The sequence below is a fragment of the Flavobacterium lindanitolerans genome (assembly GCF_002846575.1).
Classification (GTDB): domain Bacteria; phylum Bacteroidota; class Bacteroidia; order Flavobacteriales; family Flavobacteriaceae; genus Flavobacterium; species Flavobacterium lindanitolerans.
On sequence record NZ_PJND01000012.1, the window covers coordinates 20,462 to 44,053 of the forward strand.

Below are 23,592 nucleotides of genomic sequence, written 5' to 3' on the forward strand. Positions count from 1 at the left end.
GCAATTTAATTTTGATAAAGCACGTTAACTTATTACTTTTACAACATAAACAAGATTACTATGTCGCAACCTGTGCTTTTTTTAAGAAACGTAAATATCTATCAGGAGAAAAACCTCATTTTATCGAATGTAAATATTGAAGTAAAACATGGCGAATTCCTTTACATTATTGGAAAAACCGGTTCCGGAAAAAGCAGCTTCATGAAAACTTTGTATGCTGATCTTCCTCTAACGGAAGGACAAGGAAGTATTGTGGACTATGATCTGGCGACACTTAAAGAAAAGAACATTCCTTACCTGAGACGTAAAATTGGTATTGTATTTCAGGATTTCAAATTGCTTCCTGACCGAAACGTACAGGAAAATATGATTTTTGTTTTGAAAGCCACAGGCTGGACAGACAAACAGGAAATGCAGGTTAAGATAGAAGAAGTTTTGGAAAAAGTGGGCATGAAGAACTTTGCCAATAAAATGCCGCATCAGCTATCCGGAGGAGAGCAGCAGCGAATTGCGATTGCAAGAGCCTTGCTGAATGACCCGGAAATTATTTTGGCAGATGAGCCTACGGGAAACCTTGATCCGCAAACCAGTGTTGAAGTCATGGATGTATTGCGAAAAATCAATGCAAACGGAAAAACAATCATCATGGCAACACACGATTATGCCCTTTTGATGAAATTCCCTTCCAAAACATTGAAATGTGACAGCGGTTCTGTTTTTGAAGTGGTTCAAAGAACAGTTTAGCGGTTTAGGCTTTCTAAAATTCCGGATAAGATTTGGGCATTTGCCCTATCATTTAAATATTCTTCCAGTACAGTTTTTTTCTTTTCGCCATCCAAATATGGTTGCGATTTCAGGAAATTAATAAGGGAAATTAATTTCTCTTTTGAATCTGTTTTTATGCAGAAATCCGAGACGATTTCATCATCGATAATATTCTCATTGATAATACAGAAACGGCTCCTGAATAAAGAATTCAGCAATTTAAGTTTGGTGCCCGACCTTTGAAAGGAAAGGATCAGGTTAATATGTGCCTCGCCCAAAAGCTGTTTCAGCATTTCGAAATCTTTTAAAAATACAAATTCTATATTTGGGGCATTCCTAATCAGTCTCCTGACCATTTTTTCTTTTGACCCTGAGGCTATTACAAGCTTATAATCCAAATTCTTAAAAACCTCAATAAGATATTTCACAACCTTTCGATTGTCGGAAGTCCTTAAATCTCCATGATAAAAAGCATATTTACCAAATCCTTCTATAATTTCAACCTTTTCATTGCCATGGAAGACGGGAATATAGGATGAGTTATGGAATTTTGAATTGACATAGTCATTTTCAAACCTGGAAAGCGCCAGAACCTTGTCAAAGTGTTGTAATTTCTTTTCATATGATTCGTACTTTTTGCTTTCCAGAAAATACAAGGCCTTTTTAATCAGATTGTTTTCACTTAACGCAATTCCCTTGAAATAATCCTGTTCCAGATTGTGCAACCGGATGACTTTCACCCTATTTTTCAATAGGTTATCTTCAAAACAATATGCCGTTTTTAGGCCTTCGTATAAAATAGGGGCATTATTTTTTTTCAGGTTATTTAAAAGTTCCCTGTTGTTTCTGGAAAGTACAGAAAACGGGGTTTTTGAAAAGAAATAAAATGGATTGTGTGAGTTTTTATAGAAATATACTTCTGAAACAATGGCGTCCAATTCCGGACTTTGTTCAGGCACAGAATTTACAAAACAGTGCAGATAAATCGCATAACCAATCTCATGCAGTGCTTTTATCTTATAAAAAACTTCGATGGCACCTCCATAATTGGGAGGAAACGGGTTGTCAAAGCTAACTATATGAAGTTCTTTTTTCTGCATAGATAAAAACAAAAATACAGTTTTTAGGCTTATTTCAATAAAAAAAGTACTTTTGACAAAAACCTCATAACCTCTTTAAGAATGCCTTTTTTTTCCGTCATCATACCTTTATACAACAAGGAAAACAGCATTAGAAATACGTTAAGCAGCTTATTGGCGCAAACGTTTAGCGATTTTGAGGTTATTCTGGTAAATGACGGTTCTACAGATAATAGTGAAGCAAGAGCCTTAGAAATCAGCGATGCCAGAATCCGATTATTCTCTACAGAAAACCAAGGCGTTTCTAAAGCACGAAACTACGGGATAACAAAAGCTTCCGGCACTTTGGTTGCTTTCCTTGATGCTGATGATTATTGGTTTCCTAACCATTTAGAGCAATTGTCCAATCTGTATAAGATGTTCCCGGAATGTGGTCTTTACTGCACAAATTATGAGCGTTTTTTTAATGCTGATAAAGTAATAAAGCCAAAACATATTGACATTCCTTCCCATCCTTGGCAGGGAATTGTAAAGGATTTTTTTAAGTCGAGCTATATTGACAGGATAGCCTGGACTTCGGCAGTTGCCGTTCCAAGAACCATCTTGAATGAAATAGAAGCATTTAAAACCACAATTACGTTAGGTGCCGGAGAAGATACCGATTTATGGATTCGCCTTGCCTTGCAATATGATGTGGCTTTTGATAATGAAATTTCCTCCAGACATGTGCTTGATGCGGAAAACAGGATTTCATTGGAAAAAACGCTAAGACGTTCTTATGCTAAATTGGATGAATTTCAGGAAGAAGAGAAACAAAACCCGTCATTAAAGAAATACCTCGACCTTCACAGAGTTTTTTTTGCCATACAGCATAAACTGGCGGGCGATATGAAAACTTACAATTTCTATATGCAATCTGTTGACAAGACCAATATTCCCTTAAAAGCCAAATTGGTAATGGCGATGCCTGTTTTTGTTGCCCGAAAATTCTATGCTTTTAAAAAATATCTTGAGCGCAAAAATATTCTGGTGTCAATTTATGACTGATTTACATGTTCTATAAATTGGTCGAATTCCCTGATATAGTCCTCTTCCTGATAGACTTCTGAAGCAATAACAAGACATACGGCACCAGACGAAAAATTCCCTAATTCTCTCCAGGTTGTTGGTTTTATCAGAAGTCCTTTATCTGGTTTGTTAAGTGTAACCACTTGTTTTTCCTTACCATCACTCAACATTACATCAAAACTTCCTGATAGCGGAATCAATAACTGTATTAATGTTTTATGTGCATGACCGCCCCTGTAGGAACTGCTGGGAACATCGAACAGGTAATAAACACGCTTAATTTCAAAAGGAACAACCTCATTTTCAATAACGGCTATGTTTCCTCTGTAATCTTCTATTTTAGGAATTTCAATAATTTCAATATTCATTACCTATTTTATTTTTAAATATTCAAGCCATTCGGCACCTATTTTTTCTACCGAAAAGCGTTCTATGCTTTCAAAGGCATTCTCTCTGCAAGTTGCACGTAATGCCTCATTTTCATTCATTTCATCCATTGCCTTGACAAGGGCATCGAAATTCTGGTCTTCTACCAAAAGTCCGTTTTTGCCATTTTCAATCAATTCCCGCGGTCCGGACTTGCAATCAAAGGCCACTACAGGCACACCGCAGGCTAATGATTCTGTTATAATATTGGGCAATCCTTCATTTTTACTTGCCAGAATAGTAAATCGTGCCGATTTCATATATTGAAACGGATTGTTCTGGAAATCCAAAAATACTACCTTGTCTCCAAGTTTTTCAGATTGTGCTACGTTTTGTAAATATTCTTTTTGCGGACCATCTCCAAGCAATACCAACCTGATGTTTTGGGAAGGAAGCTTCGAGGCCGCATATGCCCGAATCAACTTATCAAATTGCTTATTATTATCAAAAACCATTCGCCCTGCCGCAAAAACATATTCGAAATTCAAATTTATCCTTTCTTTTGACAGGGATACAATTTTATCAATTTCAAGCGGATTATAGATTGTTTTCAGTTTTTTATAACCGTATTTGTTCCTGACTTTCTCCTCTATTTCTTTCGATATGCAAACAATACCATAGGCGTTCGAAAAGATATTTTTTGCTAAAAATTTATTTTTAGGGAAATACCAATCCGTATTATAGCTATGAATCATGGGGATATACGGTGCTTTGTAAGCAAATTTCGTCATCAGGAATTCCTTAATCTGGTTGTTTCTGGTTCTTACATCGATTATATAATCAAAATTATTCTCTTTGATATATCTTTTCAGTATCAGAAACCGTTTCAGATTATTCCATATCCCGTTTCCCTTATCTTTCAGTTTGCCCAGGTTTAGCAATTCTCCTGAGAAATCATAAGTCACTTCATCTAAGATGACAATATTATGTACCTCTATATTTTTGCTGGAAAAAAAATTTGACAAAATAGCATGAATCTTTTGCGCGCCACCATTTGAAAGAGTAATTCCTATCAAACATATTTTGGTTTGATGCATCTGTTGCTACTTTTTTAATTATTTTTGAAACAAATATAAACAATTATGAGGATTCTACTCGTTGGAGAATTCAGCCGGTTACACAATTCATTAAAGGAAGGACTTACTGCTTTAGGACATGAAGTGCATATTGTGGGTACCGGAGATGATTTTAAAAAATATCCTGTTGATTTTCCAATTTCTTCAACATTAGTAGCTTCCAACTCCTTACTTCGCTTCTGTAACAGGATTACCCGAAAATTGTTTCGGCTGGACCTTGAAGCCTATGAAAGAGCTTATCAGTTTCGAAAACTACTGCCAATACTAAAAGGTTACGATGTTGTTCAGCTGATTAATTCCAATGCTATAGAAACCTATCCCAAATTGGCGTTAAGGCTTTATGAAAAGCTATTTGCCCAAAACTCAAAAAAATTTCTTTTGATTTGCGGAGACGAGACTCCAATTGTTGATGTCCTGCTAAAAAACAATTTGAAATATTCTGTACTCACACCTTATTTCAACAATCCAGCCGCCACCAAAAAGTACTATAATTATACGTTGAATTATACCAACAACCAGCAGCGTAAGCTTTTTGATTTTGTACAAACAAATTGCGACGGGCTGTTAGTATCCGACCTTGATTATAAAATCCCGATGGAACAGACAGGATTCGATTTCACATTCATTCCTAATCCGATAAATACCGATAAGCTTGAATTTATTCCGATGGAAATCCCATCTAAGATTGTTATTTTTCATGGAGTCAACAAGTATAGCGCTGTCAAAAAAGGAAGTTCTGTTTTTTTAGAGGCACTATCCAAAATAGAATTAAAATATGGGAATAAGGTCGAAATCAGAATTGTCAATAGTCTGCCGTATGACGAGTACCAAAAACATATACGTTCGGCCCATATTATTCTCGACCAGATTTATGCTTTCGACCAGGGCTATAATGCTTTAGAAGCAATGGCATTAGGAAAAGTTGTTTTTACAGGAGCTGAAACAGAGTTTCAGGAGTATTATCAGCTAACGGATAGTGTGGCCATTAATGCTTTGCCTGATGTTGAATCTATAGTACAACAGCTTTCGTTTTTGATTGAAAACCCGGAAGAATTGACTTTGATTGGAAAAAGGGCTCGCCAATTCATTGAAAAAGAACACCATTTTGTCAAAATCGCTGAAATATATACCGAAAGCTGGAATACAACTAACCCTTAATTCATGAAAACAATTCAGGCCAATAGTAGCTATCGTCTTTTATTCTTTCTTATCCTTGCTGTATATTGTCTTTTCACGGCAAGGTATGGTTTTGAAACATGGGATACGGGGTATATTCCGGGTTACTCCTGGCGAATTGCTAACGGACAGGATGTTTATAAAGATTTTGTATACAAAGCCCCACCGTCGACACTATATTTTCAAGCCATTTTTATTAAAATACTTCCTGAAATTGGCCAATTTTATTTTATAAAAGTCACAAACTATTTGTTGTTTGCTTTACAGGTAGTTCTGGCTGTCAAAAGTTTTACCAATTTTTATCCGCAGCAAATAAAGTTCAACAAATGGGCTTTAATGATACTTGGGCTTGTCATTTCCTTATTAAACTTTACCGCCTATCCATGGCCTACAACAGACGGTCTGTTTTTCTCCGTCATTGCATTGTATATCCTTTCTTTAAGTAAAAAATCAAGCAACCTTCAGCTCCTGGCAATTGCCCTCTTTTGCGTATTATCATCGCTTACAAAACAGTCCTTTTATTTGATTCCCTTTGGGTTTCTGTTTGCTATAACCTGCTTGCAAGGCATTAAAAAAGGCCTGTTTTTCTTTTTGTATCTGGTTCTTTTTTTACTGCTTTTCCTCTCGTGGGTGGCTTGTACTTCTTCAATTCATGAGTTTTTAGAGCAAACCACAGGACAGACCCATTTTAAAGACCTTCTTTATTCCGGTTTTCTGGATTATATAATTACTTATCCCAGAATCTCTGTTTTTATTCCTTTGCTTATCGTATCCGCTTTTTTATTGTTTTACTTCCCAAAGCAGAAACCCCTGACGATTCCGGGATATTTAAAAAACCTGTCAATTGTTTTACTTATTTTCTCTCTTTCCTTATGCTTTTTCAGCGATTTTTTAATCGCTTCCAGAATTGCAATGCTTTCGACTGTTTTTGCCATAATCAGTAAGATAATAAAAGATTGGAAGCGTTTTTACTATTTCATTCCTATCCTATTGGTACTTTTGATTGCCTGGAGCTGTTCTATAAGCATGGGCTATAATTATCCTATCTTCTTCTCGACCGGAATAATCCTTTCAATTACCGTTTTATTTGAAGAAGAATTAGATAAAGTATACAACCAAAAGCTATTTATCTTTACTGGTAGTATCATTTTAGTATTGGCTTATTCTTCAAATCTAAAACCGTATAGAGAAAAACCATTTTCAGAATTAAATTATTCGCTTACTGAGGTTTCACCAAAATTAAAGTACCTTATAACCAATAAGGACACTGGCGAAAAATTGCTCGACCTTAAATCTCTGGTCAAAAAGTATGGCAATAATTATATTGTTGCTCCCAGTTTTCCTATGGTCCATTATGTTTTTAACACCCAAAGCGTGTTACCGGCAGATTGGCTCACAAATAATGAGATAAACAGAGATCCGGAACGGATTTTAAAGATTGCTGCAAAAAAGGAAAATTTTATTTTTTTCGAAAAAAGCTTTCTGGAAGGCGAGGAATTTATGTTTGAAAACAGAGATGATTTTAGTGTTACCGCTATGTATATCTACCGAAATTTCAAAAAAATAGATGAAACAGCGCATTTCATCATTTTCAACACTCAGGAAAAAAATGAAATATACCCCACTATTGTAAGGAAATCAGTTCATTAAAAAAGACTACCCTTTTTTCTTATCGTAATGGAAGTATATTTTCAGAATCTGAAATGGAAAAATCAGGAATTCTTTTAATTTTATGGAAGTATTTCCTTTTTCAATCCAGATTTCTAAAGGAAATTCTTTGACAGTTGCCAACGAATCGGAATAGCTCATTTTATATCGTAACAGCATTTCAACATCAAAAATCCATCGGGTTAGAAATGGTTTATCAAATAGTTTTTTTGCTATATCGCCCTTAATGATTTTTGCTCCGCATTGCGTATCATAAACCGGAACACGTAAAATCAGCTTACTGATTATGGTGGCGAAGATTCGACCGAAATAGTGTCTTGCCTGTGACCTTACCACTTCATTTCCCAGAAGCTTTACGCGGCTTCCCAAAACAATATCAATATCCCTGTTTTTTTTCGCATAGTCCAGTAATTTTATCATTTCAGAAACCGGAGTCGAAAAATCTGCATCGAGATAGCCAATATATTCGTATTCTTTTGGATTGTGTAATATGCCTTGCCTTATCGCTTCAGCCTTACCTGAGTTTTGAGATAAACTATATACAGTACTGTTTTGCAATTCCTCAGAAAGCCTGTTTAATATATCCAAAGTATCATCAGAACTTCCGTCATTTATCAAAAGGAAATCTATTTCTTTTGAAGCATCGATGATTTCCCGATAAGAATCAAATGAAATTCTTTTTCCTTCATTATAAAATGGTATGATAAAAAGGGCCTGATTCATTTAGTTTTGTTTAGACATTAATACCCACTGCCGACAGGCTTCATTTTAATTTTGAAATAAACTCCCAACACCAAAAAATAGAACGCATACGTAAAAGCATGGGCCTTAACAATACCTTCAATACCATAGACGTCAATAAAAAGGATGCTGGACACATATAAAACTCCCAAAGACATGAGCTCTGTTACGATAAAAGCCAATGTCATTTTTTTTGCAAAAAATTCATACCCTAAAATCATCGAAGCTACTTTGAAGGTATCGCCTATAAGTTGCCATTGAAATAAGTCTTCAACCGGTAAAAACTCTTTTGTAAACAGTAATTTAACAATAAAGTCTCTAAGGATATAAATAATCGCAGCGACAAAAATAAAAAGCGGCAAAATTGTTTTGTAGTAGCTGTAAAACACTTTTTTAGTTTCGTGATTGTTGACAGCCATTATAAGTTTTGGAAGGAAATAAACTGTTAGCAATGTCGAAATAAACAACAGATAATTGGAAGAAATCCTTTCCATTGCAGACCAGTATCCGGCTTGTTCTTCTCCTAACTTTTCAATGACATTATTTCTTATGTTCAGATAAACCAACGGACCAAAGAATCCTGACACAAAAGCCATCAATGAAAATGAAGACAGGTTTCTGATAACGTCAAAATCGAAGTAACGGAAATGGATATATTCCCGCACATTCATCAGTGACCTGAAGTACAAATAGGCAACTATCAAAAGTAGTGCAGGTGTGGCTGCAATCGAAATCAAGGCTCCGGCAATATTCAGCTTCCATATCAGAATCACGGAAATGAGCAATCCGATGATATTTCCAAAAATAGCAATGTAAATTACTTTATGAAATTTCCCGAAACCATTCAGAATGCTTGTAAAAAAAACATTCAACACATAAAACGGAATTGAAATCGCCAGAATTGAAATGACAAAACCATAATTATTTCGCTCTCCGAAAACCTGGTTGTTCCAAAAATTGCTAAAGATAAAAAGAGCCAGAGCAAAGAGTACAGAAGACACTAATAGGGCTATAAAAACAGTAGAAATTACTCTTTTCAACCGGTCTTCATCATCTTTGTTTTCAGCAGTATATTTTACAATTCCGTTCTGAAAACCCAAAGTAGTTATTGTTTCGATGGACGAAAAAAAGTTTCGCATATTGCCTACCAGGGCCATGCCTGGAGCTCCTAAAAAAACAGCAACAACCTTTGACGACACTATGCCTATCAGAAGCTTTATGATTACGCTGATACTGTTCAAAGAAGTTACCTTGAATAGCGAAGACCCTACTATTTTCTTTACAGAAACCAATTAGAATTTATTAATTATTTCAATTACATAACTTACTTCCTCGTCTGTCATTACCGGACTTATAGGCAGACTTAAAACCTCACGATGGATTTTTTCCGTAATTGGAAATGACAAATCACCCATATAAGAAAGTGCTTTTTGATGATGTGGCGGCGTTGGGTAATGAATCAGGGTCTGGATGGTATTGGCTGACAAATACTCTTGTAATTCTTCCCTGTTTGCAGTCCTGATTACAAAAAGATGAAAAACGTGATTTTGCGTACCATCAAAGAAAGGCAGTTTTATCTTATCATTCTTAATTTCTGACAGATAACGTTCCGCTATTTTTTTCCTTACCGCATTTTCTTTATCCAGATTTGGCAGTTTTACACTCAAAAAAGCAGCCTGTAATTCATCCAGACGTGAATTTATACCAATATAGTCATGGACATATTTTTTTTCGGAACCATAATTACGGATTGCAAAAATCATCTTTGCCAACGCATCATCGTTTGTTGTGATGGCTCCCGCATCGCCTAAAGCTCCCAGGTTCTTTCCCGGATAAAAACTAAATGCTGCGGCATCGCCCCAGTTTCCTGATTTTTGAGAATACAGAACAGCACCATGACTTTGAGCTGCATCTTCTATCACAAGCAAATTGTTCTGTTTTGCCAACGTATTAATTTCTTTCATTGGAGCCAATTGTCCGTAAAGATGAACGGGCAGAATCGCTTTTGTTTTAGATGTAATGGCTTTTTCTACGGTGTTAGGGTCCAGATTGTACGTCTCCAAATTGGGTTCGACCAACACGGGTATCAGGTCTGCCTGAAGCACAGCCAAAATACTGGCGATGTAGGTGTTTGCCGGAATGATTACTTCATCTCCTTTCTGGAGTTTTCCTAATTGTATATAGGCTTTAAGAATCAGTACCAAAGCATCTAGTCCGTTTCCAACGCCAATGCAATATTTTGTGCCGCAATAGTGGGCAAAATTAGTTTCAAATGCCTTGATTTCATCACCTAGAATATACCAGCCCTTATCCATGACAGTTTTCATCTTATCTTGAAAAGCCTGTTCATAAGGCTGATTTACTTTCTTTAAATCCAGAAATTTTATCATATCAAAACATTTTCTAGCTTGTCATAATTGGAAGTAGCGATTTCATAAAAATCTTGTGTAAGTGTCCTGGCACCAAAACTCTCTTTCCAGAAAATAAGGCCTTCGTTAAGTTTTCGTCCGTTTTCCTCATTTGAAATACCAAAATCAAAGAATCTTTTATCCTTAAACACTTCAAGAATCAAATGGCTGTATAGAAAATCAAGTGAACCCAGTTCATTTTTTTCATTTTGACCAGAAACATATTGAGGATGTGCAACATTTTTAGAAATAAAAATGGTAGTTCCGGCAACTATCTTTCTTTCAAAATACACATTAAAATGTCGGATATTCTCCGGAAATAAGCGATGGAGTTTTTCAATTTCTTCAACCGTATGAACCGGTTTGGCATCATGTTTTGCAGAAATGTTCGGAATAAGAATTTCATCCCAGAACAGCCTGAAATTAGGCTCTTCTTTTATGGTCAACCCTAATTGTTGTCCTCTGCGTACACAAGCTCTTCTGGCACGGGAAATCTTATGCGGTCTCGAATTATCAATAACAGATAAGGCGTCTCTTCTTGTCAGTTTTGCATCTGCCAAGAACAGGGCATAATTAAGTTCGTCTGAAGGATAGTCAAAATAAATAGACGGCATCATCTTAAAATGGAGTTTCTGTATTCCAGCAGCTTCAAGATATTGCATTATGTTTTTTACAATAAGGAGCATCATGGACTGTTTCAATTTTACATCACAGACTATACCTCCATAAGTGAGCCCCTGGTGTGAGAATACGGTATCTCCCACTACATTTGCCGGCAACACCGCAATCCAGTTTTCACCATCTAAAACCACAAGGGAATAGTCACGAAACCTGTCACTATGATATTCCATAAAATCTCTATGAAACAAAAAGGTAGCATTTTTGGCATTAGCCACAAAAGCATTCCAATTAAGATAGTCTCCAGCTTGATATTTCCTGACAGTATAGTTTCTCACGGCTTGTTTTTATGCTTTGGAAAAGTACTAATTTTTTGGATATGATTGAACCATTCGTTAAAGCTAATTTTATTTTGTTAACATACTCTATTGTAAATAAATAGTATCTTTATATCTTTCAATTGATTATCGGGTGAATCTAAAACTACAAATTAGAAATTTTGTTGTCCTTTTCTTTTTTTCCTGTGCCGCCTTTGCACAGGATGTAGCTTTATTCAGGCAATTCAACGGACGTTATGATTTTACTATCATTGGAAATACATTAAACACCTCCGAGAACAATCTCAATAATTTTTGTACCATCACCACCTCTTCGTCCGCAACCCTAAACATGGGTGTTAACGATGAGATTGAAAAAGCATATCTGTACTGGGCAGGTTCGGGAACCGGCGATTGGAACGTGGTTTTAAACGGTGTTCCCATTACTTCTGAAAGAAACTTCGCCTACTTCCAGAACGACCTTGACTATTTCTGTGCCTTTACAGATGTTACCTCCCAAATACTTTCTACAGGAAACGGAAACTATACCCTGTCTGATTTAGATGTATCTCCCTTTTTAGATGCGAACCATTACTGCAACAATCGTACAAATTTTGCAGGTTGGGCAATTGTAATCATTTATAAAAATGAAAGCTTTCCGCTGAACCAAATCAATGTATATGATGGTCTGCAAGGTGTTTCAAGAACACAAAATCACCTGACATTAACACTAAATAGCCTGAATGTAATTGACAATGCCGGTTCAAAAATAGGCTTTATTGCCTGGGAAGGTGACGTAAATTTGCCTACCGCAGGATTTACAGAGTCTTTAAAAATCAATGGACACATACTAAGCAATGCCTTAAATCCTGCCAACAATGCATTTAACGGCACTAATTCTTTTACCAATTCCAGAACCCTGTACAACATGGACCTGGATGTATATGAAATCCAGAATTACATTCAGATTAATGATGAATCTGTAGAAATCCAGCTAACATCGGAACAGGATTTTGTAATGATAAGCACTATCCTTACCAAACTGAACAATCAGCTTCCCGATGCCACTATTTCTATAGACAATGTAGCACTGGAATGCAATTCGCGAAGGATTATGGTTGATTATACCGTATACAATCTAGATAGTACAAATCCTTTAAGGGCCGAAGTTCCAATTGCAATTTATGCAGACGGAAACCTGATTGAGCAAACCCTGACTGTTCCGCCAATTCCTATTGGCGGCAGCTATAGCGATACTATTTTCCTGACCATACCTGATGAAATTCCAAATGATTTCACTTTAAAATTTGTAGTTGATGATACCGGAAACGGTACCGGAATTGTAACCGAATTAGACGAAACGAACAATGAGTTTTCCGTTTCGATTTCTATGCTGGTTTCGCCGGAATTTAATCTGCTTGATAAAATATTGGCCTGTAATGAAGGACTAAAAAAAGGCACTTTCGATTTTTCACATTACGAAGAAATGGTAAAAGTTGACCCAGACCATGTTGTCCATTTTTTTAATTCCCAAGAAGAAGCACAGGCAAACCAAAACCCAATTCCTAACACAAACCATTATGTTGCTTCTTCTACACCAAAAGAAATCTTTGTTAGGATAGAAGATGAAAATTGCTATAGTATTACTTCCTTTTTGCTGGACACTAAAAACTGTCCGCCAACAGTTTATAACGCCGTAACGGCTAATGACGACGGGTGGAATGATTTTTTCTTTATAAGAGGGCTGAGAGATATATTTGTAAACTTCAAGCTTTCTATTTACAACCGTTGGGGTACTTTGGTCTGGACGGGAAATAACAATACTGAAAACTGGTATGGCCAGGCAACCAAAGGCATCCAAATTGGCGGAAATGACCTTCCGGATGGCACTTATTATTATGTACTTGACCTCAACGACCCTGATTATAAAACACCGCTGACAGGGTATGTATACCTGACAAGATAATTTAGTTTTGCTTTAATGCCGGAAGATACCATTTGAATTTAACAGCCAGAAGTCGTAGCGAAATCATCACGCAGGAAGTAATTACATAAAGGATATCATTATCCAGATTCCAATGCTTGAGGATGAAAAATAAAATCCCGCCAACAATACAAATCGTGGCATAAATCTCCCTTCTGAAGATTACGGGTATTTCATTACAAAGAATATCTCTTGTTACACCTCCAAAACAAGCCGTCATCGTTCCCAAAGCAATACAGATTATCGGATGAAGATTCGTATCCAATCCCTTTTCAAGTCCGATTAACGTAAAAACGCCCAATCCTATCGTATCAAACAAAAACAATGAGGTTCGCAGCCTGTCGAGTTTCTTTCTGAAAATGATGGCGAGGAAATAACCTGCTATAATAAAGTAAACATAATTCAAATCACGCATCCAGCCCACAGGAGTACGACCTATTAGCGTATCTCTTAAAGTTCCCCCACCAACAGCTGTCACAAAGGCGATAATAAAAACTCCAAAAGGGTCGAGCCTTTTATTCATTGCCGTTAAAGCGCCGGAAAGCGCAAAAGCCATAGTTCCGATTATATCTAAAAGATAAAACATGTGTAGTTTGTGAATTTTTGGATTTGGGATTTATGATTTATGGTGTGAGATTTATGATGTGGGATTTATGATTTTTGACATTCGACTTCCGACTTTTGACTTTCGACTTCCAACTTTCGACTAACCACTATCAACTATCAACTATCCACTACATTTTCTGCGTATAGTAATTATAATCTTTCAAAATCGTTTTAATAAAATCTTCATCATTACCTGACTGGTTTCTGATTCCTGTAACATCTTCGATTTTTGTCTTCAATCGCGTAATCATATGATAATCTTTGTTTGCCCTTGCACTATTAAAAGTTTCTTTAATAATTCGGGCGTCGTTGTCGCTTAATTTTATAACCAGAGGATAAGTGGGTACATAGCTGACATCAATTTCTTCCAAAATGGTATGGTTAATATTGATGTTATTTTTTAGCGTAATAACCGATGTTCCTCCCGCCATATCTCCTAACCTTTGCGATTTTTCACTGGCTATTATGCTAACCAATCCTACTATACCACTGCTAAAACTGACATCAATTATTCTAAAAAGCCATCGCATAAGATAGTCGCCGAAAGAAGCCTGATAACCGTCTATTTTTACCACTTTAATTTTAAGCAGCCTTTTGCCTAATGTTTGGCCTTCAAGCAGGCTCTCCAAAAGAAGCGAATAAAAAGCAACCGGCATGTAAAACAGCACCAATATTGAAATTCGAGACCAATCATCCATCTTATCCATGAGCTTATTGATTCCCAAACCGTAAAAAAACACAGAATATATGACAATCAGATATGCCGTTTTTGCCAAAAAATCAAGGAGATAAGCCAAAATCCTGTCACCTATTGAAGCCGCCGTAAAATTAATATTGACATTTTGAGTCGTATTTATAGATAATTGTGTCATATTTTATATTTTAGCTTCCAATGAGAGAAATTGCATTCATAAAGCAAAATAAAGAAAAATGGCTTGATTTTGAACAAGCAATTTTCGGTAAAGCTAAAAAAAATCCTGATGAAATGGCCAGTTTGTATATACATTTGGTCAACGATTTGTCTTATGCACAAACTTATTATCCTAAAAGCAAGACCGTTGTCTATCTTAACTATCTGGCGGCACAGATTTACCAAAAAATTTACAAGACAAAAAGAACAGAAACCAACAGGTTTGTCTACTTTTTTTCTACAGAAGTTCCGCTACTGGTTTACCAATACAGAAGGTATGTTCTGTATGCATTCCTCCTCTTCTTTCTGACCACTGCAATTGGTGTGGTTTCGGCCAAATATGACCCCGATTTTGTAAGGCTTATTTTAGGGGATAATTATGTCAATAAAACTTTGGGTAATATCAAAGATGGTAACCCGGTCGCTATTTACAAAGACGGAAGCAATTGGGGTATGACAATTGGAATCACGCTAAACAACTTATATGTTGGCCTAAGGTGTTTTCTCTATGGTATTTTTGCAGGACTTGGAACTTTTTACATACTGATTCAAAACTGTATTATGCTGGGTGCTTTTCAATATTTTTTCTATGAACAGGGCGTGTTTTGGGAAAGCGTAAGAGGAATATGGATTCATGGCTCAATGGAAATTTTTGCCATTGTTATTGAAGCTGCTGCCGGATTTATTTTAGGTGCTTCGATATTATTCCCAAAGACCTATTCCCGGATGACTTCGTTTAAAATAGGATTTAAAAACAGCTTAAAAATCTTTTTAGGAACAATGCCTTTTACTATTGGGGCCGGAATCCTGGAAGGCTTTGTAACCCGCTATTCACTCGAAATGCCTAACTGGCTGAATGTGTTTATCATCTTATCTACCTTATCCTTGATTTCTTTTTATTTCCTCATATTTCCTTTTATAGTCAATAAAAAAATACAATCCGCCAAATGATAACTTTATTCAAGAAAAGAAATTTTAACGACTACCTTAACGACACTTTCTCTTTTTTCAAAAAAGATGGAAAACATTTCCTTAAAAACTATTTTGTCATCAACGGGATTTTTCTGCTGTTGTTAGTGGTTTTTATTTATTTTCTATCGAAAATTTATTTTGAGGCTATTTTTTCTACATTCGAGAATACCAATACAGGATACAATCCTATAGACAAGCTTTTTAACGAAAACCTGGGATTGTTTATCACTTCACTTGTCGGATTTATACTGCTGTCTCTTTTTCTCTCATTACTGAATTTTGCTTATCCGATTGTCTATCTTGACCTGTATGATAAAAATTCAGGAAGTAGTTTTGACACCAGAGATATAATAAACGGCCTAAAAAACAAAACCGGAAAAATTCTCTTATTCTTTATTATTTCCCTATTTGTAATAATTCCGGCTGTGGCAATCTTATTTATTGTCTTGCTGTTTCTTTCATTCATTATTATCGGAATACCGTTGATGATAATTGCACTTCCGGCCATTTCCAGTTTGATTACATTGGCATTCTTTGATTACCTGAATACTGAGAATGGTTACTTCACTTCACTGGGTAATGCCATTAGTTATCTAAAAAAGCAGTTCTGGCCAATTGTGGGTGTTACCATGCTTATGTATATGATTATTCAGATTATATTAACCATCTTTTCAATGATTCCTTATGTAATTGCAATGGTTCTGCTTTTCTCTTCAATTGAAGGCGGCTCAACCGCACCTACACAGGATGCCTTCTCCACTTTTGGAATCCTGATGACCATATTATTTGTCATCGCAATTCTGGCTAACTACATATTAAACAACCTCCTAATTGTCAATCAGGGCTTGATTTACTATAGCCGAAGAGAACATGATGAAAACAACTCCACCTTTGGTGAAATTGACACTATCGGAACAAATTTTGAATAAGCTGCTTTACATATTTTTATTTTTCTTCTGCCTGAATACTTTCGGACAGGACTCGCTTTCTGTTGCCAAAACGGATTCGGTTACCGTAGCTTCAAAATTTTCTGAAAAAGATATTATTGACTCCACAAAAATAAAAGAACGTTCTTTTTCCAATTTTAAAGAAAAATACAGCGATTCCAGTTTTGATTATGAACCAAAATCCAAAGGAAAAAGCGCATGGGAACGTTTCAAGGAGTGGCTCGCCTATTGGTATAATAAAATTTTCAGCCTGGGGAATGACGAAGCTTCAATGTCTGCCGTCGAATTAATACTAAAAATACTTGCAGTCATTGTCATCCTGTTTGTAATCTACCTCATCGTAAAAGCAATTATGAATGACGAAGGACAATGGATATTTGGAAAATCGTCTGACAAGAAAGTCATCCATTATGACGAAATCGAAAAGAACCTCCATCTGGTAGATTTTGAAAAACTGATAAAAGAAGCGGTAAAATCGGGTGAAAACCGTTTGGTAATACGCTATTATTATTTGTGGCTTCTGAAAGAACTCGCTTCAAAAGAAATAATCGAGTGGGATATCGAAAAAACAAATTCTGACTATCTCTATGAAATAAAAAACGAAAAGCTCAGAAACGACTTTGCCTATCTTTCTTACCTGTACAACTATATTTGGTATGGTGAGTTTGAGCTAGGGGAAGAAACGTTCTCCCAGGCAATACAATCGTTTGAAAAAACAATAAAAACTTTATAATGAACAAGACTATCAAAATATATATCGTGTTTTTGGTACTGCTTTTGGTAGGCATTGTTTATATTGACGTTACCCGTCCAAAGCCCATCAACTGGACACCAACTTATGACATTAAAGACAAAATCCCTTTCGGGTTGTATGTCTTTAATGAGGAGGCTCCTGCCTTATTCGGACAAAAAGTTAATCGAATCACAGAGACTGCCTATCAATATTTTGAACCAAAATATGATTATGACAGTCTTGTAAATACATATACTATTCGTGGAACGATTCTTTCTGTTTCTGACCAATATATGATTGATGACGAATCGACACAAGAACTTTTATACTTTGCCCAACATGGCAATAAAATTTTTATCAGTTCAAAATCATTTCCTCAAAAATTGATGGACAGCCTAAAATTTAGCTATTCTTCAAAATTTATGGGTCGGGATACTATTTTCACTTCATTGGCCAACCCGCATTTGGGCCAGAAAAAATACGATATTTCCGTAGGTGCCGGAAATTCCTATTTTGAAAAAATTGACACTTTAAATACGACAGTACTCGGATATCATGAAAACACCAAGGAAAAACTGGTCGATTTTATAAAAGTGCCTTATGGCAAAGGGGAATTCTATCTGCATACGCAACCTGTTGTATTCACCAACTATCATCTTTTAAAAGACAATCATTCGGAATATGCCGCCAAGGTCTTAAGCTATACCGATGGTGAAGTATTCTGGCTTTTAAAAAATCAGTCGGGAGAAATCGTTTCAGGTTCTCCAATGCGTTATATCCTGAGTCAACCGGCATTAAAAGCGGCATGGTATATTTTCTTGCTGGGTATGATTGTTTTCTTCATATTTAATGCAAAAAGAAAACAACGAATTGTCCCTATTATAAAACCTTTGGAAAACACTACCGTAGACTTTACAAAGACCATTGGCAACTTATATTTCCAGGAAGGAAATCACGATAACATAATTGAAAAGAAAATCATATATTTCCTCGAAAAAATAAGAAACGATTATTTGTTGGATACTACAGTTCTGGATGAAAACTTTGAAAAGAAACTCCAGCAAAAATCCGGCAAGAAAATAGAAGACATCCAAAAAGTAGTCTATCTTATCAACCAACGCAGAAAGAGTTACCATCAAAGTATTGAAAGCGACCTGATTGCCTTGAATACAGCCATAGAGAAAATTCTCGCCAAAGAAAAAAACAGTCAAGAAACATAATCCAATTACAAAATGGAAGAAAATACAGCACACAATCCGAATGTAAATCCAATTGAGAATGTAAATTTTCAATCCCGAATAGATTTGAGCCAGCTACAGGAGAGTATCGAAAAAATAAGGGCGGAAATCAGTAGCGTCATTGTAGGACAACACAAAATGATTGACCAGCTTTTGGTTGCCATTCTTTCAAACGGACATGTCCTGTTGGAAGGTGTGCCCGGAGTTGCCAAAACAATCACCGCAAAATTGGTTGCCAAAACCCTAAACATTGGTTTCAGCAGGATTCAGTTTACGCCGGATTTGATGCCGTCAGATATTTTGGGAACTTCTGTATACGACTTAAAAAAGTCAGAATTTGAATTCAAAAAAGGGCCTGTTTTCTCCAATCTTGTCCTGATTGATGAAATTAACAGGGCTCCTGCCAAAACTCAGGCCGCTTTGTTTGAGGTTATGGAAGAGCGTCAAATTACGATGGACGGAATTACTTATGATATGGAAGCACCGTTCCTGGTAATTGCAACCCAAAACCCTATCGAACAGGAAGGAACCTACCGCCTGCCGGAAGCTCAATTGGACCGGTTCCTGTTCAAAATCAATATTGACTATCCAAAGCTGGATGAAGAAATCCTTATCATCCAGAAAGAACACCAATTACAAAATCATGGAAAATTGGATAATATCCAAACAGTATTATCTTCAGAAGAAATCCAGAAATATCAGTCTTTGGTAAAGCAGATTATTGTTGAGCCGCAACTTTTGGAATATATCGCCAAACTGGTTATCAATACGCGTGAAAATGCTTTCCTGTATTTGGGTGCTTCGCCTCGCGCTTCTATTGCCATCTTAAACGCGGCAAAAGGATATGCCGCAATCCGCGGAAGAGATTTCGTAACGCCGGAAGACATTAAAGAAGCCGCTATTCCTGTTTTACAACATAGAGTTATCGTAACTCCGGAACGTGAAATGGAAGGCATCACCAGTATCGAAATCATCAAACAGGTCATCGAAGCCATCGAAATTCCAAGATAATTTAAAAGTTACGTCCGTTGAAACTGCTTAAAAAATTATACATCAACAATTTCTTTTTTTACGCGCTGATTGGCGTGGGATTCTTGTATTGCGTTGCCTTTATTTTTCCGGCACTTTACAACGCCGCCAGCTATTTATTGCTGATACTTTTAGGCTTTCTGGCTCTTGACATACTGATTTTGTTTAGCGCCAAACATGGAATCGAAGGCACCCGAATCGCACCCGAAAAACTGTCAAACGGAGATGAAAATCCTATTGGAGTTACAATAAGAAACTACTATACCTTCCCAATTGGCGTAAAAATCATAGACGAAATTCCGGAACAGTTTCAGATTCGCAATTTTGGAATAAAAAGAAGAATCAAGGCCTCCTCACAGGACGATATCCAATATTATCTTCGTCCGACTTCAAGAGGTGAATATGTATTTGGAAATCTGAACATTTATGTACTCTCACCGCTAAGACTCGTTTCCAGAAGGTTTACATTCAATAAAAACCAGATGGTTCCTACTTATCCGTCGTATATTCAATTGAGAAAATATGACCTGATAGCATTTTCCAACAATTTATTCCAATATGGTGTAAAGAAAATCAGGAGAATTGGCCATACAATGGAATTTGAACAGATTAAAGAATATGTACAGGGCGATGATATCCGCACGCTGAACTGGAAAGCGACCGCCAAGAAAAATGCCTTGATGGTCAACCAATTCCAGGATGAAAAATCACAGTCTATTTATATGGCTATTGACAAGGGACGTGTCATGAAAATGCCCTTTAACGGACTCAGCCTCTTAGATTATGCCATAAATGCAACACTGGTTCTGTCCAATGTCATTTTAAAAAAGCAGGACAAGGCCGGAATGTTTACCTTTTCTAAAAAAGTAGAAAACCGCGTTGCTGCCGAAAGGCGCTCTTCGCAGATGCATCAAATTCTTGAAAATCTTTACAATGTCAAAACTGATTTCTTTGAAAGCGACTATAGCCGCTTGTATGTCGATATAAAGAAAAATATCAACCACAGAAGTTTAATCATTCTGTATACTAATTTTGAAACGCTCGACAGTTTGCACCGCCAACTTCCTTACCTGAAAGGAATTGCCAAAAACCATTTATTGGTGGTTGTATTTTTCCAAAACACAGAATTAAACGATATTATCAACTCGAAAGCAGTCACTATACAGGAAGTATATGATAAGGTAATTGCTGAAAAATTTGCATTTGAAAAGCGACTGATTGTAAACGAACTGAAAAAATATGGAATCCACTCCGTATTGACCCAGCCTGAAAACCTGACCTTAGATACAATTAATAAATATCTGGAGATTAAGGCAAGGGGAATCTTATGATTTGGGATTTTTGATTTAAGATTTTTGATTTAGGACTTTCGACTTTTGACTTTCGACTTCAGAACTTTTGACTTCAGAACTTTTGACTTTAGATTTTTGATTTAGTACCTTAGCAGCTTAGAAATCCAGAATCTTGAAACAAATCACTTCAGTTCAGAATCCATTTATCAAATCGCTGGTACTGCTTCAGGAAAAATCCAAAGCACGGAAACAGACCGGAACGTTTTTAATTGAAGGCCACAGAGAAATTGAACTGGCCCAAAAAGGCAGTTATGAAATAGAAACGATTTTATTTCTGCCTGAAATCATTTCCGAATACGACGCCAAAAAACTTTCCGGCTCTGCAGAATTGATTGAAATCAGCAAAGATGTATACCAGAAACTGGCCTACCGTGATACTACAGAAGGCATCTTGGCGGTAGCAAAATCAAAAAATCTTTCCCTTTCAGAATTGAATCTGGGTAAAAATCCATTGATTCTAATTGCTGAATCTCCTGAAAAGCCTGGAAATATTGGCGCTATGCTACGAACTGCCGATGCTGCAAAGCTGGATGCCGTAATCATTGCCAACCCAAAAAGCGATTTATATAATCCCAATATCGTACGTTCCAGCGTTGGATGCCTGTTTACAAACCAGATTGCAACGGGAACTACCGAAGAAATTATTGCTTTCCTAAAAGAAAAAAACATCAGTATTTATTGCGCTACCTTGCAGGATTCAACAGGCTATCATACTCAGAATTATACAACCCCAACTGCATTGGTTGTAGGAACGGAAGCCACAGGATTAACACAGGAATGGCGCGACAATTCAACTCAAAACATCATTATCCCAATGCAGGGAGCCATCGATTCGATGAATGTTTCTGTTGCAGCAGCCATCTTGATTTTTGAAGCAAAAAGACAAAGAGGATTTTAATTAATTACGAATTATGAATTTTAAATTAGGTTTCTTAGCTACTTTTTTAATAAGCACCAGCATTTATGCGCAAATCACACCAACTCAAATCGACGAGGTTGTTGAAAAAACCATAAAAACATTTGATGTTCCGGGTATTGCCGTAGCTGTTGTAAAAGACGGAAAGATTGTTCATGCCAAAGGTTATGGCGTAAAGTCAATAATTACGAAGCAAAAAGTGGATGAAAACACACTGTTCGGAATTGCCTCCAACAGTAAGGCATTTACAAGTGCTGCATTGGCAATGCTTGTAGACGAAGGCAAAATCAAATGGGATGACAAAGTCGTCAAATACCTTCCTGATTTCAAAATGTATAACGACTACGTTACCAATGAATTTACGGTTCGGGACCTGTTGACACACCGCAGTGGACTTGGACTTGGGGCAGGCGACTTGATGATATGGCCTGACGGTTCAGATTTCACAGCCGAAGACATTATCGAAAACATACAGTACCTAAAACCGGTTTCCGGATTCAGGGCAAAATACGATTATGATAATCTTTTATACATCATTGCCGGAGAAGTAGTGCATAAGGCCAGCGGACAAACATGGAATGAATTTGTAGAAAACAGAATCATAAAACCGCTGGGCATGACCAATACGGCTTCTTCATGGGTAAGGCTAAAAGACACATCCAATGTTATTGTTCCTCACGTGCCGATTGATGGAAAACTAAAAGTCATCTCACGCTATAAAAACCAACTGTTTGACGCCGCCGCAGGTATTTATTCCAGCGTAAACGACATGAGCAAATGGGCAATTATGCAACTGAATAAGGGAAAATATGGCAGCGGGCAGAAAATATTCTCGGAAAAAGAACATGCCGAAATGTGGACGCCACAAACATTGATGCCTAATAAACCCGTTCCTCCTTATAATTCACTTTTTAAAGCCTATGGTTTGGGCTGGCAACTAAATGATGTTAAAGGAAAAATGCAGGTTTCACATACCGGAGGTCTGGAAGGAATCGTAACCCAGGTAACCCTGATACCAGAACTTCAACTTGGAATCATTGTTTTTACCAACCAACAATCAGGAGCCGCTTTTTCAGCCATAACCAATACAATTAAAGACAGTTATCTGGGAATGGAACCTTTTGACCACGTCAAATATTTCAGTGACAGGGAAAAAGCTTCAGGAGAAAAAGCAGACAAAGTTACAGACGAAGTATGGCAAACTGTCGCAAAAAACAAAAACCAGAAAATCGACACCAAAAAGTATATTGGAACCTATAAAGACAATTGGTTTGGCGAAGTTGCCATCACTGAAAAAAAGGGAAAAATGTATTTTGCTTCCAAACGTTCACCTCAACTTAAAGGCGAAATTTTCTTTTATAAAGACAATAATTTCGTAGTAAAATGGGACAATCGCTATTTTCATGCAGATGCCCATATCTTCTTTGAAAAAGACAATGCAGGATTTACCATGAAGCCAATTTCTCCTGCTACAGATTTTAGCTATGATTTTCAGGACCTTAACTTTTTCAGAATAAAATAACGAAGACCTATTCAACTGTTTTTCAGAATATAGAAACCGCC

General features: G+C 36.6%; 23 protein-coding genes. 14 read left to right on the plus strand and 9 right to left on the minus strand.

Annotated features, from left to right (window positions below; all coding sequences use genetic code 11):
- The first annotated feature begins 60 nt into the window (after positions 1–60).
- Positions 61–744: a cell division ATP-binding protein FtsE gene (locus B0G92_RS16035; RefSeq protein WP_056072895.1), complete on the plus strand. Its 684-nt coding sequence runs from the start codon at positions 61–63 to the stop codon at positions 742–744.
- Here the strand turns inward: B0G92_RS16035 and B0G92_RS16040 are convergent.
- Complete coding sequence (locus B0G92_RS16040) at positions 741–1,865, minus strand: glycosyltransferase family protein (protein ID WP_101472994.1); 1,125 nt, start codon at positions 1,863–1,865, stop codon at positions 741–743. The genes B0G92_RS16035 and B0G92_RS16040 overlap by 4 nt on opposite strands.
- 81 nt (positions 1,866–1,946) lie before the next feature.
- On the opposite strand from B0G92_RS16040, the gene B0G92_RS16045 reads away from it, so the two are divergent.
- On the plus strand, positions 1,947–2,891 hold the full coding sequence (locus B0G92_RS16045; RefSeq protein WP_101472995.1) for a glycosyltransferase family A protein: 945 nt from the start codon (positions 1,947–1,949) through the stop codon (positions 2,889–2,891).
- On the opposite strand, the gene B0G92_RS16050 is transcribed toward B0G92_RS16045, so the two are convergent.
- Both B0G92_RS16050 and B0G92_RS16055 read right to left on the minus strand, forming a co-directional pair.
- Positions 2,882–3,280: a sugar 3,4-ketoisomerase gene (locus tag B0G92_RS16050; protein ID WP_101472996.1), complete on the minus strand. Its 399-nt coding sequence runs from the start codon at positions 3,278–3,280 to the stop codon at positions 2,882–2,884. The genes B0G92_RS16045 and B0G92_RS16050 overlap by 10 nt on opposite strands.
- A gap of 3 nt (positions 3,281–3,283) precedes the next feature.
- Entirely contained in the window at positions 3,284–4,354 is a 1,071-nt protein-coding gene (locus tag B0G92_RS16055) for a glycosyltransferase (RefSeq protein ID WP_180326464.1), read from the minus strand.
- A gap of 66 nt (positions 4,355–4,420) precedes the next feature.
- On the opposite strand from B0G92_RS16055, the gene B0G92_RS16060 reads away from it, so the two are divergent.
- On the plus strand, positions 4,421–5,572 hold the full coding sequence (locus tag B0G92_RS16060) for a glycosyltransferase family protein (RefSeq protein WP_101472998.1): 1,152 nt from the start codon (positions 4,421–4,423) through the stop codon (positions 5,570–5,572).
- A 3-nt stretch (positions 5,573–5,575) separates the two neighbouring features.
- Positions 5,576–7,240, plus strand: coding sequence for a hypothetical protein (locus B0G92_RS16065; RefSeq protein WP_101472999.1), 1,665 nt, complete (start codon positions 5,576–5,578; stop codon positions 7,238–7,240).
- 6 nt (positions 7,241–7,246) lie between these two features.
- Here B0G92_RS16065 and B0G92_RS16070 read toward each other — a convergent pair whose 3' ends face one another.
- Both B0G92_RS16070 and B0G92_RS16075 read right to left on the minus strand, forming a co-directional pair.
- Positions 7,247–7,981, minus strand: a complete 735-nt coding sequence (locus B0G92_RS16070) for a glycosyltransferase (protein WP_101473000.1) — start codon at positions 7,979–7,981, stop codon at positions 7,247–7,249.
- A gap of 17 nt (positions 7,982–7,998) precedes the next feature.
- The gene (locus tag B0G92_RS16075) at positions 7,999–9,198 is read right to left on the minus strand and encodes an O-antigen translocase (RefSeq protein ID WP_245867929.1); all 1,200 of its coding nucleotides are present in this window, start codon (positions 9,196–9,198) and stop codon (positions 7,999–8,001) included.
- Here B0G92_RS16075 and B0G92_RS16830 point away from each other — a divergent pair.
- Positions 9,116–9,295, plus strand: coding sequence for a hypothetical protein (locus B0G92_RS16830; protein WP_235498607.1), 180 nt, complete (start codon positions 9,116–9,118; stop codon positions 9,293–9,295). The genes B0G92_RS16075 and B0G92_RS16830 overlap by 83 nt on opposite strands.
- Here the strand turns inward: B0G92_RS16830 and B0G92_RS16080 are convergent.
- Together B0G92_RS16080 and B0G92_RS16085 are read right to left on the minus strand one after the other, a co-directional pair.
- Positions 9,292–10,389: a DegT/DnrJ/EryC1/StrS family aminotransferase gene (locus B0G92_RS16080; protein ID WP_101473002.1), complete on the minus strand. Its 1,098-nt coding sequence runs from the start codon at positions 10,387–10,389 to the stop codon at positions 9,292–9,294. The two genes, B0G92_RS16830 and B0G92_RS16080, sit on opposite strands and share 4 nt — an antisense overlap.
- Positions 10,386–11,363 carry a GNAT family N-acetyltransferase gene (locus tag B0G92_RS16085; RefSeq protein WP_101473003.1) on the minus strand — a complete coding sequence of 326 codons (978 nt, stop codon included), beginning with the start codon at positions 11,361–11,363 and terminating at the stop codon, positions 10,386–10,388. Before B0G92_RS16085 ends, B0G92_RS16080 begins: the two co-directional genes overlap by 4 nt.
- A gap of 133 nt (positions 11,364–11,496) precedes the next feature.
- On the opposite strand from B0G92_RS16085, the gene B0G92_RS16090 reads away from it, so the two are divergent.
- Complete coding sequence (locus B0G92_RS16090) at positions 11,497–13,308, plus strand: T9SS type B sorting domain-containing protein (protein ID WP_101473004.1); 1,812 nt, start codon at positions 11,497–11,499, stop codon at positions 13,306–13,308.
- A 1-nt stretch (position 13,309) separates the two neighbouring features.
- Here the strand turns inward: B0G92_RS16090 and B0G92_RS16095 are convergent, their stop codons facing one another.
- Together B0G92_RS16095 and B0G92_RS16100 are read right to left on the minus strand one after the other, a co-directional pair.
- Entirely contained in the window at positions 13,310–13,912 is a 603-nt protein-coding gene (locus tag B0G92_RS16095) for a trimeric intracellular cation channel family protein (protein ID WP_056072929.1), read from the minus strand.
- A 148-nt stretch (positions 13,913–14,060) separates the two neighbouring features.
- Positions 14,061–14,804 carry an RDD family protein gene (locus B0G92_RS16100; RefSeq protein WP_101473005.1) on the minus strand — a complete coding sequence of 248 codons (744 nt, stop codon included), beginning with the start codon at positions 14,802–14,804 and terminating at the stop codon, positions 14,061–14,063.
- Positions 14,805–14,824: 20 nt separating this feature from the next.
- On the opposite strand from B0G92_RS16100, the gene B0G92_RS16105 reads away from it, so the two are divergent.
- From B0G92_RS16105 to B0G92_RS16140, 8 genes are all read left to right on the plus strand, one after another.
- Positions 14,825–15,793, plus strand: coding sequence for a stage II sporulation protein M (locus tag B0G92_RS16105; RefSeq protein ID WP_101473006.1), 969 nt, complete (start codon positions 14,825–14,827; stop codon positions 15,791–15,793).
- Positions 15,790–16,743, plus strand: coding sequence for a hypothetical protein (locus B0G92_RS16110; protein ID WP_101473007.1), 954 nt, complete (start codon positions 15,790–15,792; stop codon positions 16,741–16,743). Before B0G92_RS16105 ends, B0G92_RS16110 begins: the two co-directional genes overlap by 4 nt.
- Positions 16,736–17,494, plus strand: coding sequence for a DUF4129 domain-containing protein (locus B0G92_RS16115; RefSeq protein ID WP_101473026.1), 759 nt, complete (start codon positions 16,736–16,738; stop codon positions 17,492–17,494). The genes B0G92_RS16110 and B0G92_RS16115 overlap by 8 nt, the downstream gene beginning before the upstream one ends.
- A complete protein-coding gene (locus B0G92_RS16120; RefSeq protein ID WP_101473008.1) occupies positions 17,494–18,714 on the plus strand; it encodes a DUF4350 domain-containing protein in 1,221 nt (406 codons plus the stop codon). Before B0G92_RS16115 ends, B0G92_RS16120 begins: the two co-directional genes overlap by 1 nt.
- Positions 18,715–18,726: 12 nt before the next feature.
- On the plus strand, positions 18,727–19,743 hold the full coding sequence (locus B0G92_RS16125; RefSeq protein WP_056072942.1) for an AAA family ATPase: 1,017 nt from the start codon (positions 18,727–18,729) through the stop codon (positions 19,741–19,743).
- Between the two features lie 17 nt (positions 19,744–19,760).
- Positions 19,761–21,092 (plus strand): DUF58 domain-containing protein, encoded by a 1,332-nt coding sequence (locus B0G92_RS16130; RefSeq protein WP_101473009.1) that lies wholly within the window; start codon positions 19,761–19,763, stop codon positions 21,090–21,092.
- A 133-nt stretch (positions 21,093–21,225) separates the two neighbouring features.
- Complete coding sequence (locus tag B0G92_RS16135; RefSeq protein WP_101473010.1) at positions 21,226–22,011, plus strand: TrmH family RNA methyltransferase; 786 nt, start codon at positions 21,226–21,228, stop codon at positions 22,009–22,011.
- 13 nt (positions 22,012–22,024) lie between these two features.
- The gene (locus B0G92_RS16140) at positions 22,025–23,551 is read left to right on the plus strand and encodes a serine hydrolase (RefSeq protein ID WP_056072951.1); all 1,527 of its coding nucleotides are present in this window, start codon (positions 22,025–22,027) and stop codon (positions 23,549–23,551) included.
- Positions 23,552–23,592 lie beyond the last annotated feature (41 nt).

Bases quoted from the DNA above. Each gene is read 5' to 3' on its own strand.
- B0G92_RS16035 (WP_056072895.1), top strand. From the start codon at position 61: ATGTCGCAACCTGTGCTTTTTTTAAGAAACGTAAATATCTATCAGGAG.
- B0G92_RS16040 (WP_101472994.1), bottom strand. From the start codon at position 1,865: ATGCAGAAAAAAGAACTTCATATAGTTAGCTTTGACAACCCGTTTCCT.
- B0G92_RS16045 (WP_101472995.1), top strand. From the start codon at position 1,947: ATGCCTTTTTTTTCCGTCATCATACCTTTATACAACAAGGAAAACAGC.
- B0G92_RS16050 (WP_101472996.1), bottom strand. From the start codon at position 3,280: ATGAATATTGAAATTATTGAAATTCCTAAAATAGAAGATTACAGAGGA.
- B0G92_RS16060 (WP_101472998.1), top strand. From the start codon at position 4,421: ATGAGGATTCTACTCGTTGGAGAATTCAGCCGGTTACACAATTCATTA.
- B0G92_RS16065 (WP_101472999.1), top strand. From the start codon at position 5,576: ATGAAAACAATTCAGGCCAATAGTAGCTATCGTCTTTTATTCTTTCTT.
- B0G92_RS16070 (WP_101473000.1), bottom strand. From the start codon at position 7,981: ATGAATCAGGCCCTTTTTATCATACCATTTTATAATGAAGGAAAAAGA.
- B0G92_RS16830 (WP_235498607.1), top strand. From the start codon at position 9,116: ATGGACGAAAAAAAGTTTCGCATATTGCCTACCAGGGCCATGCCTGGA.
- B0G92_RS16080 (WP_101473002.1), bottom strand. From the start codon at position 10,389: ATGATAAAATTTCTGGATTTAAAGAAAGTAAATCAGCCTTATGAACAG.
- B0G92_RS16095 (WP_056072929.1), bottom strand. From the start codon at position 13,912: ATGTTTTATCTTTTAGATATAATCGGAACTATGGCTTTTGCGCTTTCC.
- B0G92_RS16100 (WP_101473005.1), bottom strand. From the start codon at position 14,804: ATGACACAATTATCTATAAATACGACTCAAAATGTCAATATTAATTTT.
- B0G92_RS16105 (WP_101473006.1), top strand. From the start codon at position 14,825: ATGAGAGAAATTGCATTCATAAAGCAAAATAAAGAAAAATGGCTTGAT.
- B0G92_RS16110 (WP_101473007.1), top strand. From the start codon at position 15,790: ATGATAACTTTATTCAAGAAAAGAAATTTTAACGACTACCTTAACGAC.
- B0G92_RS16120 (WP_101473008.1), top strand. From the start codon at position 17,494: ATGAACAAGACTATCAAAATATATATCGTGTTTTTGGTACTGCTTTTG.
- B0G92_RS16125 (WP_056072942.1), top strand. From the start codon at position 18,727: ATGGAAGAAAATACAGCACACAATCCGAATGTAAATCCAATTGAGAAT.
- B0G92_RS16140 (WP_056072951.1), top strand. From the start codon at position 22,025: ATGAATTTTAAATTAGGTTTCTTAGCTACTTTTTTAATAAGCACCAGC.